Source organism: Streptomyces viridosporus, from assembly GCF_002078235.1.
GTDB lineage: Bacteria > Actinomycetota > Actinomycetes > Streptomycetales > Streptomycetaceae > Streptomyces > Streptomyces viridosporus.
On record NZ_MSGP01000872.1, the window covers coordinates 266 to 1,890 of the forward strand.

The 1,625-nt window shown below is 79.1% G+C and carries 1 pseudogene; it reads left to right on the plus strand.

What is annotated here, in order from left to right:
• Positions 1 to 105 precede the first annotated feature (105 nt).
• Positions 106 to 1,486: pseudogene (locus tag B7L92_RS38315) on the plus strand (NAD(P)H-hydrate epimerase).
• Positions 1,487 to 1,625: the final 139 nt, after the last annotated feature.

Consider the following 1,625-nt stretch of genomic DNA (forward strand, 5'->3'; position numbering starts at 1 on the left):
GCCGCAAGCCCGGCCGGCCGGCTCGCGGTCGGCTCCGGCGGTACGGGAGACGACCGGCTTCGGCGGTACGGGAGTTGAGCGGCCGTCTGCGGGAGACTCGGAGGCATGCGGACTGCGTACGGCGTGAAGACGGTCAGGGCGGCGGAACGGGAACTGATGGCACGGCTGCCGGAGGGGGCGCTGATGCAACGCGCCGCCGCCGGGCTCGCCGCGGCCTGTGCGGAACTGCTCGGGCGGGTGTACGGCAGCCGGGTCGTCCTGCTGGTCGGCAGCGGGGACAACGGCGGTGACGCCCTGTACGCCGGCGCCCGGCTGGCCCGGCGCGGCGCGGGGGTGAGCGCGGTGCTGCTCGCGCCGGAGCGCGCCCACGCCGCCGGGCTCGCGGCGCTGCGCCGGGCAGGCGGACGGGCGGTGGGCGTGGGAGCGGCCGAGGAGCTGATCGAGCGGGCCGATCTCGTCGTCGACGGCATCGTCGGGATCGGCGGCACGGGCGGGCTGCGGCCGGAGGCGGCACCGCTGGCCGAGGCCGCCGCACGGGCGCGGGCCGCGGTGGTCGCGGTGGACCTGCCGAGCGGGGTCGACGCCGACACCGGGGAGGTGCGGGGGGCGGCGGTCCGGGCCGATCTCACGGTGACGTTCGGGACGCACAAGCCGGGCCTGCTGATCGATCCGGCACGGGAGCACGCGGGGTCGGTGCGGCTGGTCGGCCTCGGTCTCGACCTGCCGGAGGAGCCCGAGCTGGAGGCGTTGCAGCACGCGGACGTGGCCCGGCTGCTGCCGGTGCCGGCCGCCGAGAGCGACAAGTACCGGCGGGGCGTCGTCGGCATCGCGGCCGGGTCCGACCGCTATCCGGGGGCCGCGGTGCTCGCGGTGGCGGGGGCGCTGCGCGGCGGCGCGGGGGCCGTGCGGTACGTCGGTCCCGCCGGGCGGGCCGTGATCGCCCGCTTCCCCGAGACGCTGGTGTCGGACCGGGGACGACGCGGCGACCGTCGCGGAGGTGCTGGCGGCGGACGTACCGGTGCTGATCGACGCGGACGGGCTGCGGCTGGCCGAGCGGTCGGCGGTACGGGCCCGCCGGGCGCCGACCCTGATGACCCCGCACGCCGGGGAGGCCGCCGCGCTGCTCGGCGTCGAACGGGGCGAGGTGGAGGGCGGCCGGCTGTCCGCGGTGCGGGAGCTGGCGGCGCGGTACGGGGCGACCGTGCTGCTCAAGGGCTCGACGACCCTGGTCGCCGACGCGGCCGGCGGGCCCGTACGGGTGAACCCGACCGGGACGTCCTGGCTGGCCACGGCGGGGAGCGGGGACGTGCTGTCGGGCCTCGCGGGGTCGCTGCTGGCGGCGGGCCTTTCGGCGGTGGACGCGGGGAGCGCGGCGGCGTATCTGCACGGCCTGGCGGGCCGCTTCGCGGCGGACGGGGCGCCGGTGGGGGCGCATGACGTGGCGGAGGAGATCGCGGCGGCCTGGCGGGACGTCGTGCGGGGGTGAGGAGGGGCCCGGAGGGGGTGGCCCCGAGGCGCCGTGAGGGCCGGGGGAGTGCGCCGTGGTCCTCGGCCGGTGTTCCGGTGGGCGGGGCGCGTCGGCCCGTTGGAGTGCGTCGTCCGAGGTCGGGACGGTGCGGGGGGCC